Genomic DNA, 15419 nt, shown 5'->3' on the forward strand with positions numbered 1-15419 from the left:
ATGAGCCTCGATGTCCAGAACCTCTCCTTTGCCTACGAACAGCGAGTTGTGCTCCAGAACGTCTCATTTACGGCCCCGACAGGGCAGTTCACGGTCATCCTGGGGCGCAACGGCAGCGGGAAGTCCACCATTCTGAAGCTCCTGGCGGGGGTGCTGCCCTTCCATTCAGGCAGAGTCCAGGCGCACGGCCAGGACCTTCGGCGCCTTTCTGGGAGTGCCCGGGCCAGCCTCCTCGGCTATCTCCCCCAGTTCCACCGCACGGTCTTCCCCTTTGCGGTCCAGGACGTCGTGCTCACGGGGAGAGCGGCATTTGTTCTCTCTACCCCAGGACCACGGGACCGCAAGCTGGCGCAGGAGGCCATGGAAGAGCTGGATCTCCTGCCCCTGGCCGAACGGCCTTACTCGGAACTCTCTGGCGGCGAACGGCAGATTGTCCTGATGGCCCGGATCCTGGCTCAGCGGCCCCGGATCATCCTCCTGGACGAGCCTGTTTCCCATCTGGACCTCGCCCACCAGCAACGCCTCATGAGACTCCTAAAACGCCTCACCCAAGAGGGCACGACCGTCATCAGCGTTCTCCACGACCCCAATGCGGCCCTGCTATACGGAGATCATTTCGTGTTTCTCAAGGAGGGCCGGGTGATTGAGCCCGGGGGCCACCCATGGTCACCGACCTTCATGGAGGAAGTCTACGGTGTGCGCACCCTGGCTGTGCCCTTTGGTGGCGGAAATCTGGTGATCCCCGAACCAGCGGGAGGCTGTCATGTCTGAAGCAATGCTTTCCGAACCCGAACCCATGCCGGTCGAATTGGAGATCCTCCTGGCCCAACTGGGAGAATGCGACACTCTGGACTACTTCCCCCTGCACCTGGACATCTCCCATGGGGCCCAAGATCCTGACGACATGGTCCTGCGCAGCCTCATGGAACTCCAGCACGTCGGCCTTTCACCGCAGGATTGCATCATCCACTCCACCAGTTGGCGGTTCGAGTCCACCCCCAGGCTCGTCCTCACCTACCTGGTCTATACAGACCACCCGGGCTTCCCCAGAGGGCAGGCCAGGAGGGTGGATCTCAGGCAACTCGATCTGGCTTCAAACCCAGACCCTGCTCGGCCTCGACCCACAGAGATCCGGGAAGAGCAAGTCGTGGCACATGGCCTACGCCACCTATCCTTCCTCATTCAGACCGGCCAGCTCAAGAACAGTGGACGGCTCCTGCCGGGCAGCCTGGACACCTTCCAGGCATTAACAGGCGTCCTGGCCGGAAGGTTCACATCATCAGAAATCCCATCCACCACTGGAGTATTACTATGAGACCCACGACCATCGCTCTCCTCCTGTGGGTGGATATGAGCCTAGAGCGAGGCTGGGCCGACGAATCCCCCCGTTTCGCACTCCAGGCAGGACTGATCTGCCACATTGGAAAACTTTGGTGATGGCATCCCGGGCTCCTGGTTAGCATCAGAGTCATCTGGACATACCAGGAGGCGGCATGGAGATCACTCGCGAGGGCTTGAAGGAGGCCTTGGCCCGCACGGGCTACATCGCCGAGGAGGAAGTGGCGACCACTCTCTTCCTGGCCCTGAAGCTGGGCAAGCCCCTGCTGATCGAAGGCCCTCCCGGCGTGGGCAAGACCGAGATCGCCAAGGCCCTGGCCGCCATCTTCGAGACGGAGCTGATCCGGCTCCAATGCTACGAAGGCCTGGATGAAAGCCGGGCGCTCTACGAATGGAACTACCAGCGGCAGCTCCTGAAGATCCAGCTCCAGAAGGAACTGGGGGGTGCCGGGAGCGAACAGGATCTCTTCGGCCCCGAGTATCTGCTGGAAAGACCCCTGCTCAAGTCCCTGACAGCGGAACGCCAGCCGGTGCTCCTCATCGACGAGGTGGACAAGACCGACGAGCAGTTCGAGGCCTTCCTCTTCGAGATCCTCTCGGATTTCCAGGTCTCCATCCCCGAGTGGGGCACGGTCCGGGCCAGGCACATCCCCATCGTGGTGCTCACCAGCAACCATGATCGCGAACTATCGGACGGCCTGCGCCGCCGCTGCATCTACCTCCACATCGGCTACCCCTCCATCGAAAAGGAGACCGCGATCCTGGAATCCCGCATCCCCGGCATCCTGCACCAGCTGGCTCTGGAACTGGCCAGCGCCCTGCACCGCATGCGAGCCCTGCCAGAGATCGAGAAGAAGCCCGCCATCTCCGAGGGACTGGACTGGGCCCAGGCCCTCATGGCCCTCGGCCACGAGCAGCTGGATGAGACCGCCCTCCAGGACACCCTGGGCGTGGTCTTCAAGCACGACCACGACCTGCGGCAGATGCGGGAGATGCCTGGTTTTCTGGGAAAAAAAGATCCACCGCCAAGGCTCCAAGACTCCAATAAAAGATAAAAAGCAAACCCGATTATCGGCTTGCTTCAGCCAAGACCGAGGGTTGGGAGGGCTTTTGGCAGGCCCCGAAAAGCAGAATCAGCTGGGATAAAAAGGATGAAGCAGGATAAAGCAATCAGCGTACAACAATGGCCCACCAAGACGCTCCTGCCCGCCCCGCGAAGCGGGGGCGTCCGGCTTTGCCGGGCGCGTTCCGGGAGGGTGAGCGCCGATCATTCAGACCAGAGGCTTTTCATCCCCTGTATCCCCTCCATCCCAGCCAGCCTTTGCTTTTCTCTGCCATGAAAGGGGGGACCGCCTGCTCGCTGCGCTCGCGATGTCCCCCCTTTGACCCCCACGTGGTGGCCGGGCAAAGCCCGACCATCACGTCTGTGCCCTCTCTTTTGAACCTCTGTGCCCTCTGTGTTTACTCTTTTGATCTTCCTGGCTGAGCAGAGCCGCCAATCCGGGAAGTAAAAACAATTTAATTAATTGTTAATTTTATTTCCTTTTACTTTTCCTTGGAGTCCTGGAGGCGAATCTTTTCATGAACACCGCCACCGCCATCGTCGAGTTCTGCCAGGTCCTGCGGGGCCTGGGGGTGCGGGTCAGCACCACGGAAGCCCTGGACGCGGCCAAGGCCCTGGCCCATATCGACTGGCACCAGGCAGATGAATTCAAGACCTGCCTCCAGGCCACCCTCATCAAGCGGATGGAGGATCGGCCCCTCTTCCAGCAGGCCTTCGCCACCTACTTCCAGCCCACCCGGAAGCCCTGCGGGTGCGGTGGCCACCGGACCGAGGCCCAGGAGGAGGCAGAAACGGAGTTTCTCTTCCAGGGTAAGCCCCTGGACATCCCCGAGGACCTGAAAGAGGTCCACAAACAGCTTTCGCCGGAGGACCAGCGGCGGATCACGGACTTCCTGGAGCGCACCTCCACGGGCCACAACGTGACCGAGAAGTTCCAGTCCATCGCCGAACGCATGGTGACGGGCTCCCTGGAATACTGGCGGCGCCAGCTGGCGGAGCAGGCAATCCAGAGCCTCCAGGTGGACTACACGGGGAACCCCCGCATCGACGCCGCCCTGGAGGCCTCCACCGAGGCCCTCCAGTCCTCCCTGCCAGCCCTCATGCAACGGGACCTCGCGAAGATCGCCGAATCCGAACTCCCCCAGGTGCTCCAGCTCATGAAGCGCATGGCCAAGGCCCTGGCCACCCAGCTCTCCCGGCGCCGACGCAAGTCCAGAGCCGCCCAGCAGGTGGATCTGCGCAGAACGATCCGGGTCAACCTCCGCTATGGGGGCACCCTCCTGAAGGTGTGCTACCGCCAGCGGAGCCGTACCAAGCCCAAGATCCTGCTGCTCTGCGACGTCTCGGGCTCCATGGCCCGGTACGTGGCCTTCGTCCTCCAGTTCCTCGGCAGCGTGGCCAACCTGGCTTACAACATCGAGAGCTTCATCTTCGCCGAAGAGCTGGAACGCCTCACCCCCAGCTTCCGGGCCCACCCTTCCATGAAGGAGCTCTCGGAGGCGATCACCAGTCGCAGCGCCCAGTGGGGCAAGGGGACCCATCTCCAGCAGAGCCTGGTAAGCCTCCGCACCCGCCACCGCCGGGTGATCCAGCCCGGAACGGTCGTGATCATCCTCAGCGACACCAAGACCCTGCAGGCCGATGCCGCTGCGGAGGAACTGGGCCTGCTGCGCCGGAGCGTGAAACGGATCATCTGGCTCAACACCCTGCCACGGGAGGAATGGCCCCGCCATCGCACCACCGGGCTGTTCCAGAGACACGCCCGCATGCTTCCCTGCAACACCCTGGCGGATCTGGCAAAGATCGTGGGCTCGGAGATCTTCCACCTGGGGGCATGAAAGTCAAGAAATCCACTTGACTGATCATATCAGATGACCAAACATAATCCCTGCAACACCCGCCCCAAGCCAGGCTCCTCCGTAATGGATCCAAGCCATTGGCATACAAACAAATCTAATTCAACACTTAAACGAATCCATCAACACATTCACGACTCGCGTATCGAGAAAAAAATATCTTGATACCTCAAATAGAACTTGACTGGTCATATCAGCATCGGTTCAGATGAATTCGATCCAGCCAACCCAGCAACTCGAAGCACCACGGTCGTGAAGTCTTTCATCGCCCATCACGCGCAAGCAGTGGAAAGCAAATCGAGAAATATGTGTCGAGATACCCAGACCCTCGCCCCAATCAGCCCTCTTAGGGGGGGTGCGATGCAGGTGGAAAATCACCTGAAATCCGCCTATCAGGAAGCCTTCCGCTTGGCCGCCGAGAAGCTCGCCCTGTGCGATGCCACTGTGGTGAGCAGCAACAGCGGAGCCACCTTCGACCCCGCAAAGGGAGCCTTCCGGGTCGATTTCTTCGGTTCAGTCCACGAGATCATCCAGGCCACGGGCGCTGTGACGCGCCTGGACTTGGAAGGCGAAGTGCCGGTGACCGAGAAGGCCCTGATCCTCCACTACCTGATCCACGCCAAGCCCAGCCACCTCACGGGGCGGGCCATCTCCTTCATGGAAGTCCCCGGCGGGGGCTCCATCTACTGTCCCTCCTTCAAGCTGAGGGCCATCGACCCCATGGTGAAGGCCTTCGCAAACCGTCTAGAAGCCTTCGCAGCGGCCGCCGCCCAGTTCGGTGGAACCCCCGAGACCATGGGGGACCGCAGCTACACCCTCAAGGCCTTTCCCCTGGTGCCCATCAGCTATGTGGTCTGGGCCGGGGACGACGAGCTCCCGGCCTCGGGCACGATCCTTTTCGATGCCTCGGTGGCGGACTTCCTTCCCGTGGAGGATATTGTCCTGGCTGCCAGTTTCGGGACCTATCGCATGGTGGGCGCAGCCAGCCCCCGTAAGGAGGCCAAGTCATGAAGATCGCCATTTCCGGCAAAGGCGGCGTGGGCAAGACCACCATGGCGGCCAACCTGGCCAAGCTCTTCCGCAACGAGGGCTTCAACGTCTACGCCGTGGACGCCGACCCCGACAGCAGCCTGGGCCTGGCCCTCGGCATCAGCGAGGATCGGCTCAAGGAAATCAGGCCCGTCATCGAGATGAAGGAGCTGATGGACCAGCAGACCGGCGGCGGGGCCATCTACACCCTCAACCCGGCGGTGGACCACATCATCGACGAGTACAGTATCCAGCTCGACGGCATCCGCTTCCTGCGGATGGGCGGCGTCAAGCAGGGCGGATCTGCCTGCTACTGCCGGGAGAACACCTTCCTCCGGGCTCTGGTGAACTCCCTGATCCTGGACAACAAGGACATCGTGATCCTGGACATGGGGGCCGGCATCGAGCACCTGACCCGGGGCACCTCCGGTGGCGTCGACCTGATGATCGTGGTCACCGAACCCGGCCGCGCCAGCATCCAGACCGCCCGGATCGTGGAGAACCTGGCCCGGGAGCTGGGCATCAAGGACATCCGCTTCATCGCCAACAAAGTCCGCACAGACAAGGAAGAGACCTTCATCCGGGAACACTTCACCGGGAAGGAGCTGCTGGGCATCCAGCGCTATGACGAAGTTATTTCCGACAAAGCCATGGGTTTCGGCCAGACCCCCGGCGAGGCGGACAGCGCAGAACTGAAGGATCTTTTGACCCGTATCGTCCACCGCACCCATTCCTGAACCAACGGAGACCATCCTATGAGCACAGCCCCAACAGGTCACAGAACGGTTGATCTGGCTGCCCGCGAAATGCTGGACCTCGCCGAAGCTGCCAAGCTGACGACCTCTTTCGACCGCTACAAGGCCCAGCAGCCCCAGTGCAAGTTCGGTCAGACCGGCATCTGTTGCCGGATCTGCATCCAGGGTCCCTGCCGCATCATCCCCACCAAGCCCGGCCAGGACAAGGGGATCTGCGGCGCGTCCGCCTTCACCATCGTGGCCCGCAACATCGTACGCATGATGGCCGGTGGCGCATCGGCCCACTCGGACCACGCCCGCGAGATCGCCTTGACCCTGCTAGCCGTCGGGGAGGGTCACGCCCCCGACTTCAAGATCACGGATATCAAGAAGCTCATGGCCGTGGCCAAGCGGGTCGGCGTCCCCACCGAAGGCCGCACCAATGAAGAGGTCGCCAAGGATGTGGCCCTCCTCGCCCTGGCGGACTTCGGCAAGTACAACAACGAGCCCTGCACTTGGCTGAGCACCAACATCACCGAGGAACGCAAGGTCAAGTTCAGGCACACCGGCATCGCCCCCTCCGCCATCGACCGCTCCGTGGTCCAGCTCCTGCACCAGACCCATGTGGGGACGGACGCCGACCCCGTGAACATCATCTTCGGCGGCCTGAAGGCGGCTCTGGCTGACCTCACAGGTGAGCATATCGCCACAGACCTGACAGACGTGCTCTTCGGCACCCCCACCGCCGTGATCACAGACGCCAACCTCGGCGCCCTGGACAAGGAGAAGATCAATATCGCCGTCCACGGCCACAATCCCCTGCTGAGCCAGATGGTGGTCTACGCCGCCCGCGAGCTCGAAGGCGAGGCCAAGGCCGCCGGTGCCCAGGGCATCAATCTGGTGGGCATCTGCTGCACAGGCAACGAAGTCCTCATGCGCGAAGGCGTCCCCTCCGTGGCCAACTTCGGTTCCCAGGAACTGGTCATCATGACCGGCGTGCTGGATTCCATGGTCATGGACGTCCAGTGCATCGCCCCCGGCGTCAAGGATCTCTGCAACTGCTTCCACACCCAGCTGGTGACCACTTCCAACATCTCCAAAATCCCTGGCTCCGTGCACATCGAGTTCAACGAAGCCACGGCCATGGATGACGCCCGCAAGATCGTCCGCCTAGCCATCAAGCAGTATGCCAAGCGCAATCCCGCCCTCGTGAAGATCCCCCTCTACAAGAAGCAGGTGGTGGGCGGCTTCTCCTTCGAAGCCATGACCGACCTCTTTGCCAAGCTCTGTCCCGAGAACCCCATCAGCGTGCTCACCGACGCCATCCTGGCGGGCGAGATCAAGGGTGTGGCCGCCTTCGCAGGCTGCAACAACCAGAAGACCATCCACGACGACGCCACCCTCACCATAGCCCGGGAACTGGCCGCTAAGGATGTCTTCCTGGTGTCCACGGGCTGCGCCGCTGGCGCCTTCGCCAAGGCGGGCTTCCTGTCCTCCGAGGGTGTCGAGCAGTTCGCCGGCCCCGGCCTCAAGAAGTTCATCAAGCGCCTGGAGGAGAACTCCGGCCTCAAGGCCAACCTGCCCCTGGTCTACCACATGGGCTCCTGCGTGGACAACTCCCGCGTCGCCACCCTTTGGACCGCCATGGCCAATAATCTCAAAATCCCCGTGGCCCAGCTGCCCTTCGTGGCCACCGCCCCCGAGGCCATGTCTGAGAAGGCTGTCGTCATCGGCTCCTGGGTCATCTCCAGCGGCATCCCCTGCCACGTGGGCGTCCTGCCTCCCCTGGAGGGCAGTGACCTGGTCTACGGTGTCACCACCCGCATCGCGAAGGATGTCTTCGGTGGCTACTTCATCTTCGAGACCGATCCGGTCAAGGCTGCGGCCCAGCTCTACGAGCGCCTTGAGAACCGCGCGTGGAAGCTCCGCATCTACGCCGACACCGCCGCCAAGTACCAGAGCACCCCGGCCATGGCCTTCGAAGGATAAGGGATCCAGACATGAGCGAACTCACCATCAACGACGCCTACGCAAACCTGAGCCCCATGAAGCACCTCCAGGTGGAGGGCAAGCCCAATCCTCTCTACAAGAAGGCCTTTGACGGCGCCGTCATCGCCGCCAGCTATGCGGAGATCCTGCTGACTCAGGCCATCCGGGAGCACGGCGAGAACTGCCCCGTCAGCTACCCGGATACGGCCTACAAGCTCCCGGTCATCACCGCCCTCAGCGGCGAGGATGTCCAGACCCTCAAGGACCTGGTGCCCATCCTCAACCGCATCCGCCACAACAACCTCAAGGAGAACTACACCTTCGAGGGCGCCCTGCTCAACGGCGAAGTGGCCCTCTACAGCGCCGAGATCATCGAGGCCCTGCGCTACCTGAAGGGGGTCAATCCCCATCCCGCCCCCTGGACCGGCTTCCTCACGGACCCCGTCCTGCGCAAGTTCGGCATCCAGCTGGTGGACTTCTCCATCCCCGGCGTGGCGGTCATCCTCGGCAAGGCCCGCAGCAGCAAGGAAGCGGCCAAGCTGGTGAAGAACCTCCAGGGCAAGGGCATCATGCTCATGCTCTGCAACGAGATCATCGAGCAGCTCCTCGAAGAGAACGTCAAGCTCGGCATCGACTACATCGCCTTCCCCCTGGGAAACTTCACCCAGGTCATCCACGCCGTGAACTTCGCCCTCCGGGCCGGTCTGGCCTTCGGCGGCATCGCCCCCGGCGCCAAGGAAGCCCAGCTGGACTACCAGAAGCGCCGTGTCCGGGCCTTCGTCCTGGCCCTCGGGCCCCAGGATGATGTCCGCACCGTCGCCGAGTTCGGGGCCGCCTTCCTGGGCCACCCCACCATCACCGATCAGCCCGTGGCCGAGCCCATCCCCGACTGGTACACCTCCCAGCCCGACTACGACAAGATGGTGGCCGAGGCCATGGAGCTCCGCAGCATCAAGCTGAAAAACGTCGAGATCGATGTGCCCATCACCATCGGTCCCGCCTTCGAGGGTGAGACCATCCGCCGCGCCGATGCCTATGTGGAGTTCGGCGGTTCCAAGGCCCCGGGCTTCGAGCTGGTGAAGATGGTGGGCCAGGACGAAATCGAGGACGGCAAGATCACGGTGATCGGGCCTGAACTCGATGAGGTCCAAGAGGGCTCCGTCCTGCCCATCGGCATCTACATCAAGATCTACGGCCGCAAGATGCAGTCCGACTTCGAGAGCGTGCTGGAACGCCGGGTCCACTACTTCGTCAACTACGGCGAGGGCCTCTGGCACGTGGCCCAGCGCGACCTCTGCTGGCTCCGCATCAGCAAGGATGCCGCCGCCAAGGGCTTCAAGTTCAAGAACTACGGCGACATCCTCATCGCGAAATACAAGTCCGAGTTCCCCGCCATCGTGGATCGCGTCGAGGTGACCATCTACACCGAGAAGGCCGCCGTCGAGGAGAAGCTCCTGGAGGCCCGCGCCGCCTACAGCCAGCGCGACGAGCGCCTGCGGGGCCTCAAGGACGACACCGTCGACGAGTTCTTCTCCTGCACCCTCTGCCAGTCCTTCGCCCCCAACCACTCCTGCGTGGTGACCCCCGAGCGCGTGGGCCTCTGCGGCGCCGTGAGCTGGCTGGATGCCAAGGCCTCCTTCGAGATCAACCCCACGGGCCCCAACCAGCCCATCCTCAAGGAAGGGACCATCGACGAGAAGAAGGGCATCTGGAAGAGCGTCAACGACTTCATCTACAACAGCACCAACAAGACCCTGGAAGAAGTGGCCCTCTACACCCTCATGGAACTGCCCATGACCTCCTGCGGCTGCTTCGAGGCCATCATGGCCATCGTCCCCGAAGCCAACGGCATCATGATCACCACCCGTGAGCACACCGGCATGACCCCCAGCGGCATGACCTTCTCCACCCTGGCGGGCTCGGTCGGTGGTGGTGTCCAGTCCCCCGGCTTCATGGGCATCGGCAAGCGCTACATCACCAGCCGCAAGTTCATCAGCGCCGACGGCGGCATGGGCCGCATCGTCTGGATGCCCAAGGCCCTCAAGGAGCAGATCCGGGAAGACTTCGTGAAGCGCAGCGTCGAGGAGGGCCTCGGCGAGGACTTCATCGACAAGATCGCCGACGAGAGCATCGGCACCGCCACCGAGGAGATCCTCCCCTTCCTGGAAGAAAAGGGCCACCCGGCCTTTGCGATGGAATCGTTGTTCTAACCGAAAGGAGTTGTGAAAATGGCGCTAACCGGCCTAGATATCTTCAAACTGCTGCCCAAGAAGAACTGCAAGGAATGCGAGCAGCCCACCTGTCTGGCCTTCGCGATGGCCCTGGCCAACGCCAAGACCTCCCTGGACAAGTGCCCCTACGTTTCGGACGCCGCCAAGGAAACCCTGGGCGGAGCAGCCGCCCCTCCCATCAAGCTGGTGAAGGTCGGCACCCTGGGCGCCGAGCGCGAGATGGGCGATGAAGTGGTGCTCTTCCGCCACGACAAGGCCTTCTATCACCCCACCCTGCTGGCGGTTGAGATCTCCGACAAGCTCAGCGGCGCCGAGCTCGAAGCCAAGGTCAAGAAGGTCAATGAGCTGGCCTTCGAGCGTGTGGGCCAGTCCGTGTCCATCGACATGATGGCGGTCCGCAACGACTCCGGCAACGCCGACGCCTTCGCCGCCGCCGTCAAGGCCGTGGCCGACGTGACCTGCTTCGCCACCGTCCTCATCACCGAGGATCCCGTCGCCATGGAGAAGGCCCTGGCCATCATCGGGAGCCAGAAGCCCCTGATCCACGCCGCCACCGAAGCGAACTGGGAAAAGATGGTGGAGCTGGCCAAGAAATACGAGGCTCCCCTGGTGGTCAAGGGCAAGGGCCTGGACGCCACCGCCGATCTGGTGGAGAAGGTCGCCGCCTCCTACAAGGAGCTGGTGGTCGATCTCGGCACCCGGGAACTCTCCCAGTCCCTGGCGGAGATCACCCAGACCCGCCGCCTCTCCATCAAGAAGAAGTTCCGGCCCTTCGGCTACCCCGTGATCGCCTTCACGGCCTCCGAGAACCCCCGGGACCAGGTCATCGAAGCCGCCGCCTACATCACCAAGTACGCCAGCGTGGTGGTCCTGAAGGCCGACGAGAAGTCCCAGATCCTGCCCCTCGCCGCCCTGAAGATGAACATCTTCTCGGATCCCCAGAAACCCAGCCAGGTGGAGCCCAAGGTCAACGCCATCGGCAATGTGACCGCCGACTCCCCGGTCTACATCACCACCAACTTCGCCCTCACCTACTACACGGTGGAAGGCGAGGTCTCCGCCAGCAAGATCCCCTCCTACATCCTGGCCTGCCCCACGGACGGCACCTCGGTGCTGACCGCCTGGGCCGCTGGCAAGTTCAACGGGGACAAGATCACCGAGTTCATCAAGGCCTGCGGTATCGAAGAGACCGTCAAGCACCGGAACATCGTGATTCCTGGCCACGTGGCGGTCATCAAGGGCGCCCTGGAGGAGAAGTCCGGCTGGAAGGTCCTGGTGGGCCCCGCCGAAGCCTCCGGCATCAATGCCTTCGCCAAGGGCAACTTCGCGTAGAGAGAACCGCACTTTGGAAAAGCACCTCATCACCTTCATGCCGGACAATGTTTCGGTGGCCGTCCGGGAGGGCACCAACCTCCTGGCGGCCGCCAAGCAAGCCGGAATCGATATGAGCAGCCCCTGCGGGGGGCGCGGCACCTGCGGCAAGTGCGCCGTGAAGGTAATCTCCGGAAGCTACGACTCCAGGGAAGACGCCCACCTGTCCGAGGATCTCAAGGCACAGGGGCTTGTCCTGGCCTGCAAGATCAAGGTCCGGGGACCCATGACGGTGGAGGTGCCGACCCAGTCCCGCCTCACGGAGCACAAAGTGCTCCTGGGCAGCAAACGGACGCGGTTCACCAAGGAGAACGACTTCTTTGCCACCCGGAAGATGAACCCCATCTGCCATCGCTACTGCCTCCGCCTGGATCCCCCGGATCTGGTGGACAACCAGAGCGACTGGGACCGTCTTCAGAATGCCCTCCGGAAGCAGCACGGCCTGAAGGATGCCACCATCGCCATCAGCTGTCTCCAGGCCCTTCCGGCGGCTGCCCGCTTGGGGAACTGGGACATCACGGTGACCGTGGGCACCCTCCTGGGGGTCCCCAAGGTCCTGACGGTGGAGCCGGGCCACACGACCCGCCCCACCTACGGACTGGCCGTGGACATCGGCACCACCACCGTCGTGGTGGCGCTGCTGGATACCGCCACCGGTCGGATCCTCGACAAGGCCGGCACCTACAACAAGCAGTCGGTCTACGGCTCGGACGTGATCTCCCGGATCATCTATACCGATGATCACCCGGAGGGTCTGGCCCTGCTGCAGAAGGCCGTACTGGACACCCTCAACGAGCTCATCGACGGTCTGCTCGCCAAGAACGGGATTGATCCCAGGGAAATTCCTGTCCTGGTCCATGGCGGTAACACCGTCATGACCCACCTCTTCCTGGGCATCCCCGCCACCTGGCTCCGGCTGGAGCCCTATGCCCCCGCCGTCACGGCCCCCCCGGTCCTGAGGGCGAAGGAACTGGAGCTCCACATCAATCCCGACGCCCTGGTGGTCACCATCCCTTCGGTGGCGGCCTACGTTGGGGGAGATATCACCGCCGGTGTCCTGGCCACCCAGATCACGCGTTCCGAAGAACTCACCCTCTTCATCGACATCGGCACCAACGGCGAACTGGTCCTCGGCAACAACGACTGGCTCGTCACCTGCGCCTGCTCGGCGGGCCCGGCCTTCGAGGGCTCGGGCATCGCCTGCGGCATGCGCGCCATGGAAGGCGCCATCGACTCCCTGGAGATCGATCGCGAGACCCTGGAAGCCCACTGCGGCACCATCGGGAAGATCAAACCCCGGGGGATCTGCGGTTCCGGCCTCATCTGCGCCCTCTCCGAATTGAAGCGCGCCGGGATCATCGACCGCGCGGGCAAGATGCTGCCTCACCAGAACCAGCGCATCCGTCTCGGCTCCGAAGGCATGGAATACGTTCTCGTCTGGGCTGATGAAAGCGGAAGCAAGCAGGACATTGTGATCACCGAGGGAGACATCAAGAACCTCCTCCGGGCCAAGGGCGCCATCCTGGCGGGCATCCGCACCATGCTCAACCTGGTGCAGCTCGAGATGCAGGACATCGCCCGGGTCTACATTGCCGGCGGCTTCGGCAACTACCTCAACATCTCCGACTCGGTCCGCATCGGACTGCTGCCGGACCTGCCCCGGGAGAAGTTCGAGTACGTCGGCAACAGCTGTATCCAGGGGGCCATGACCGTGCTGCTCAGCCAGGAAGGTCTGGCCGAGTCCCTGGATCTGGCCAACCGGATGACCTACCTGGAGCTCTCCAATGGGAACCAGTTCATGGACGAGTTCATCTCGGCGCTCTTCATTCCCCATACCGATCTGAACCTCTTCCCTTCCCTGCAGACGGAGTGCCCGGGCTCTGCCCAGGCGCTCCGTGGGGAGCAGGAGGGGGACGCAGAGCGACCAACGGGAGCGGGCGGTCCCCCTCCTTCAAGTCAGGAGTCCTGAATATGCCCGTACAAATCGCAGTCGCCGGGAAGGGCGGAACAGGCAAGACCTCTTTCTGCGCCCTTCTCACCCGCTACCTGATCGACAAGCGCAAGGTGCCCATCCTCGCGGTGGATGCCGACGCCAACGCCAACCTCAACGAGGCGCTGGGTCTCAAGCTTGAAGGTGAAACGGTTTCCGAACTCATCGCCAGCACCAAGGATGCCAACAGCATCCCCATGGGCATGAGCCAGGAGACCTATATCGAATACAAGCTCAACGCCGCCCTGGCGGAGGGCAAGGATGTGGACCTGCTGGTCATGGGAGGCCCAGACGGCCCCGGCTGCTTCTGCTTCCCCAACAACATCCTCCGCAAGCACCTCGACAAGCTTCTGACCCATGGCTACAAGTACGTCGTCATCGACAACGAGGCCGGCCTGGAGCACATCAGCCGCCGCACCACCCAGGACGTGGACTTCCTCTTCGTCGTCAGTGATAGCTCGGCCCGGGCCATCCGTTCCGCCGGACGGGTCCACGAACTGGTCAAGCAGATCCAGACCAAGGTGAAGAACATCTGCCTGGTGGTCACCCGGGCCACGCCGGAAGACGTGGAGCTTCTCCGGGAAGAGATCGAAAAGACCGGCCTGACACTGGCGGGAATCATCCCCAGCGACCCCCTGGTGAACGAGTTCGACATCAAGGGCCAGCCCCTCTTCAACCTTCCCGCTCACTCGCCAGCCGTGAAAGCGGCTTACGCAATCCTGGACAACCTCAACATTTAAAGGGGAAATACCCATGCCTGTTCAGATCCTGAAGGAACGCAACTCGGGCAAGATCACCTGTGTCACCCTCGGCGCCACCGCCGAACAGGGTGGCACCCGCGCCTGCACGATCACGGTGGGCGGCGAATCCAGCCTGCCCTGGCTCCACTTCGAGGGTGAGACCCCCAACAAGCCCGTCGTGGCCGTCGAAGTCCTGGACCGCTACCCCGAGGAGTGGAACGACGCCGTCAAGGCCGCCTACGGCGACGCCATGAAGGATGCCGCCACCTGGGCCAAGGCTGCCGTCGAGTGCGGTGGCGCGGACCTGATCTACCTCCGCCTCCAGAGTGCCGACCCCGAGCTGGGTGCCAGCACCCCCGAGCAGTGCGTCGCGACGGTCAAGAAGGTCCTGGCCACCGTGGGTGTGCCCGTCGCCGTCATCGGCTGCGGCATCGATGAGGTGGACAACAAGGTGATCCCCGCCGTGGCCGAGGCCTGTGCCGGTGAGAACCTGCTCCTGGGCCTCGCCACCACCGAGAACTACAACACCATCGTGGCCGCCGCCATGGTGCACAAGCACACCGTGATCGCCCAGTCCCCCCTGGACATCAACATGTGCAAGCAGCTCAACATCCTCATCACCGAGATGGGGATCCCCGCGGACCGCATCATCGTCGATCCCAGCATCGGCGGCCTGGGCTACGGCCTGGAGTATGCCTACTCCGTAGGTGAGCGCGCCCGCATCGGCTCCCTCCAGGGCGACAAGATGCTGGCTCTCCCCGTCATTGGCACCGTCGGCTTCGAGGCCTGGAAGGCCAAGGAAGCCAACGTGGGCGCCGACGAGTTCCCCGGCTGGGGCGACCAGGCTGAGCGCGGCATCCTCTGGGAGACCGTGACCGCCGCCTCCCTGCTGCAGTCCGGTCTGGACATCCTGGTGATGCGCCACCCCGAGGCCATTGCGCTGGTGAAGAAGAACGTGGCGGACCTGATGGCACCGAGCAGTCTCTAATTTGCCATCGCCACGCCAGGATCTTTTCCTGTAGATCAGTAGGGCCTGCTTTTCATCGCTGTCCATCACGCTCCAAAAAGCCTTTCAGCC

General features: G+C 62.9%; 12 protein-coding genes. All 12 read left to right on the top strand.

From position 1 onward, the window contains the following. A complete protein-coding gene (locus HOLFODRAFT_RS0205830) occupies positions 1 to 771 on the top strand; it encodes an ABC transporter ATP-binding protein (RefSeq protein WP_005036695.1) in 771 nt (256 codons plus the stop codon). Next, positions 764 to 1315 carry a hypothetical protein gene (locus tag HOLFODRAFT_RS0205835; protein ID WP_005036694.1) on the top strand — a complete coding sequence of 184 codons (552 nt, stop codon included), beginning with the start codon at positions 764 to 766 and terminating at the stop codon, positions 1313 to 1315. Before HOLFODRAFT_RS0205830 ends, HOLFODRAFT_RS0205835 begins: the two co-directional genes overlap by 8 nt. 178 nt (positions 1316 to 1493) lie before the next feature. After that, positions 1494 to 2393 (top strand): AAA family ATPase, encoded by a 900-nt coding sequence (locus tag HOLFODRAFT_RS19695; RefSeq protein WP_005036692.1) that lies wholly within the window; start codon positions 1494 to 1496, stop codon positions 2391 to 2393. A gap of 526 nt (positions 2394 to 2919) precedes the next feature. Further along, on the top strand, positions 2920 to 4239 hold the full coding sequence (locus HOLFODRAFT_RS0205850; RefSeq protein ID WP_005036691.1) for a vWA domain-containing protein: 1320 nt from the start codon (positions 2920 to 2922) through the stop codon (positions 4237 to 4239). A gap of 378 nt (positions 4240 to 4617) precedes the next feature. Next, a complete protein-coding gene (locus HOLFODRAFT_RS0205855; protein WP_005036689.1) occupies positions 4618 to 5268 on the top strand; it encodes a DUF3786 domain-containing protein in 651 nt (216 codons plus the stop codon). Then, the gene (locus HOLFODRAFT_RS0205860; protein ID WP_005036687.1) at positions 5265 to 6023 is read left to right on the top strand and encodes an ATP-binding protein; all 759 of its coding nucleotides are present in this window, start codon (positions 5265 to 5267) and stop codon (positions 6021 to 6023) included. The genes HOLFODRAFT_RS0205855 and HOLFODRAFT_RS0205860 overlap by 4 nt, the downstream gene beginning before the upstream one ends. 18 nt (positions 6024 to 6041) lie before the next feature. Further along, positions 6042 to 8009, top strand: coding sequence for an anaerobic carbon-monoxide dehydrogenase catalytic subunit (gene cooS, locus HOLFODRAFT_RS0205865; RefSeq protein ID WP_005036686.1), 1968 nt, complete (start codon positions 6042 to 6044; stop codon positions 8007 to 8009). A 56-nt stretch (positions 8010 to 8065) separates the two neighbouring features. After that, positions 8066 to 10219 (top strand): acetyl-CoA decarbonylase/synthase complex subunit alpha/beta, encoded by a 2154-nt coding sequence (acsB, locus tag HOLFODRAFT_RS0205870; protein ID WP_026939080.1) that lies wholly within the window; start codon positions 8066 to 8068, stop codon positions 10217 to 10219. 18 nt (positions 10220 to 10237) lie between these two features. Further along, a complete protein-coding gene (gene acsC / locus HOLFODRAFT_RS0205875) occupies positions 10238 to 11572 on the top strand; it encodes an acetyl-CoA decarbonylase/synthase complex subunit gamma (RefSeq protein WP_005036684.1) in 1335 nt (444 codons plus the stop codon). A 13-nt stretch (positions 11573 to 11585) separates the two neighbouring features. Then, positions 11586 to 13580, top strand: coding sequence for an ASKHA domain-containing protein (locus tag HOLFODRAFT_RS0205880; RefSeq protein ID WP_005036683.1), 1995 nt, complete (start codon positions 11586 to 11588; stop codon positions 13578 to 13580). A 2-nt stretch (positions 13581 to 13582) separates the two neighbouring features. Beyond that, positions 13583 to 14341 (top strand): ATP-binding protein, encoded by a 759-nt coding sequence (locus HOLFODRAFT_RS0205885; protein WP_005036682.1) that lies wholly within the window; start codon positions 13583 to 13585, stop codon positions 14339 to 14341. 13 nt (positions 14342 to 14354) lie between these two features. Next, positions 14355 to 15329, top strand: a complete 975-nt coding sequence (locus tag HOLFODRAFT_RS0205890; RefSeq protein ID WP_005036681.1) for an acetyl-CoA decarbonylase/synthase complex subunit delta — start codon at positions 14355 to 14357, stop codon at positions 15327 to 15329. Positions 15330 to 15419: the final 90 nt, after the last annotated feature.

The sequence above is a fragment of the Holophaga foetida DSM 6591 genome, assembly GCF_000242615.2.
GTDB classification, from domain to species: domain Bacteria; phylum Acidobacteriota; class Holophagae; order Holophagales; family Holophagaceae; genus Holophaga; species Holophaga foetida.

Bases quoted from the DNA above. Each gene is read 5' to 3' on its own strand.
- HOLFODRAFT_RS0205855 (WP_005036689.1), top strand. From the start codon at position 4,618: ATGCAGGTGGAAAATCACCTGAAATCCGCCTATCAGGAAGCCTTCCGC.
- HOLFODRAFT_RS0205850 (WP_005036691.1), top strand. From the start codon at position 2,920: ATGAACACCGCCACCGCCATCGTCGAGTTCTGCCAGGTCCTGCGGGGC.
- HOLFODRAFT_RS0205890 (WP_005036681.1), top strand. From the start codon at position 14,355: ATGCCTGTTCAGATCCTGAAGGAACGCAACTCGGGCAAGATCACCTGT.
- HOLFODRAFT_RS19695 (WP_005036692.1), top strand. From the start codon at position 1,494: ATGGAGATCACTCGCGAGGGCTTGAAGGAGGCCTTGGCCCGCACGGGC.
- HOLFODRAFT_RS0205835 (WP_005036694.1), top strand. From the start codon at position 764: ATGTCTGAAGCAATGCTTTCCGAACCCGAACCCATGCCGGTCGAATTG.
- HOLFODRAFT_RS0205830 (WP_005036695.1), top strand. From the start codon at position 1: ATGAGCCTCGATGTCCAGAACCTCTCCTTTGCCTACGAACAGCGAGTT.
- acsB (WP_026939080.1), top strand. From the start codon at position 8,066: ATGAAGCACCTCCAGGTGGAGGGCAAGCCCAATCCTCTCTACAAGAAG.
- acsC (WP_005036684.1), top strand. From the start codon at position 10,238: ATGGCGCTAACCGGCCTAGATATCTTCAAACTGCTGCCCAAGAAGAAC.
- HOLFODRAFT_RS0205885 (WP_005036682.1), top strand. From the start codon at position 13,583: ATGCCCGTACAAATCGCAGTCGCCGGGAAGGGCGGAACAGGCAAGACC.
- HOLFODRAFT_RS0205860 (WP_005036687.1), top strand. From the start codon at position 5,265: ATGAAGATCGCCATTTCCGGCAAAGGCGGCGTGGGCAAGACCACCATG.
- cooS (WP_005036686.1), top strand. From the start codon at position 6,042: ATGAGCACAGCCCCAACAGGTCACAGAACGGTTGATCTGGCTGCCCGC.